A 1,045-nucleotide genomic window follows, 5' to 3' on the forward strand; every position below is an offset into this window, starting at 1 on the left:
TTTTAAAATCTTACTTCTATGCTCTAAAATTTTACGCTCGCAGGAGCTTTAAATTTCGCTTTGGCGGTTGCGGACTTTACGGCGCTACACCGAACACGCACCATTTAAAATTCTATGATCGTGCCGCAGAATTTTTGCGAGACAAAGCTTTAAAATTTTATCGCGTTGCCGAAGAGTTTAGCAAGATTGTAAAATTTCATCGCACAAAATTTCACTATGTCGTAAAATTTAATCGTGCTAAATTTCATCTTGTTGCAAAATTCTATCGCAGCGCAGAATTTAAACGCTTGCAATATTTCAAGACGAGCCCTTCGTCTTACGCAAGGAGCAGGTTTTGCAAGTAGAATTTGTAGAGCAAATGCCCTCTACGCAGGAGTTTTTAGTAGACGCCGTGCGCGAAGGCAGGATAGCGCCGCCTTTTGCGATCGCCGCAAATCGCCAAAGCGCCGGTATCGGCTCGCGCGGCAATGATTGGGAGGGCGCGAGCGGCAATCTCGCATTTTCGTTCTGTGTCGCTCAAACGGATCTGCCCGCAGATGTGCCGCCTCAGTCGGCGAGCATATATTTTGCGATGATCATGCGGGAATTTCTCGCATCGCTCGGTTCACAGCTTTGGCTAAAATGGCCCAACGATTTTTATCTAGGCGAGCGCAAAATCGGCGGGGCGATGACGAATAAGATCAAAAATACCCTCATCTGCGGCATCGGCATGAACCTACTCGGCGCGCCCGAATATGCGGGAATTTTAGATATAAAAATCAGCGCAAAAGACGCTATAGAGGGCTTTTTTGCGCTATATGAAAATAAAATCTCGTGGAAGCAAATTTTTAGAAATTTTTCGTTACAATTCCAAAAATCGCAAAATTTTAGCGTTCATTTAAGCGGCGAAAAAATTTCGCTTGCGCAGGCGAAACTTTGCGATGACGGATCGATCATAATAAACGAAGAAAGGGTGTATGCTTTAAGATGAGTGAAATAATTACGATAGCAAATCAAAAGGGAGGCGTCGGTAAAACGACGACAGCGGTCAATCTCGCCGCATCTT

3 protein-coding genes are annotated in these 1,045 nt (G+C 44.7%); all 3 read left to right on the plus strand.

Going from position 1 to position 1,045, the window contains the following annotated elements:
* A partial coding sequence (locus Q0236_RS00445) for a hypothetical protein (RefSeq protein ID WP_297913720.1) occupies positions 1-344 on the plus strand: 344 nt, incomplete at its 5' end.
* Complete coding sequence (locus tag Q0236_RS00450; RefSeq protein WP_297913723.1) at positions 335-970, plus strand: biotin--[acetyl-CoA-carboxylase] ligase; 636 nt, start codon at positions 335-337, stop codon at positions 968-970. The genes Q0236_RS00445 and Q0236_RS00450, both read left to right, overlap by 10 nt.
* Positions 967-1,045: ParA family protein (locus Q0236_RS00455; protein ID WP_297913726.1), on the plus strand; the 79-nt coding region annotated here is incomplete at its 3' end. The genes Q0236_RS00450 and Q0236_RS00455, both read left to right, overlap by 4 nt.

This window comes from uncultured Campylobacter sp. (assembly GCF_938031315.1).
Lineage (GTDB): Bacteria > Campylobacterota > Campylobacteria > Campylobacterales > Campylobacteraceae > Campylobacter_B.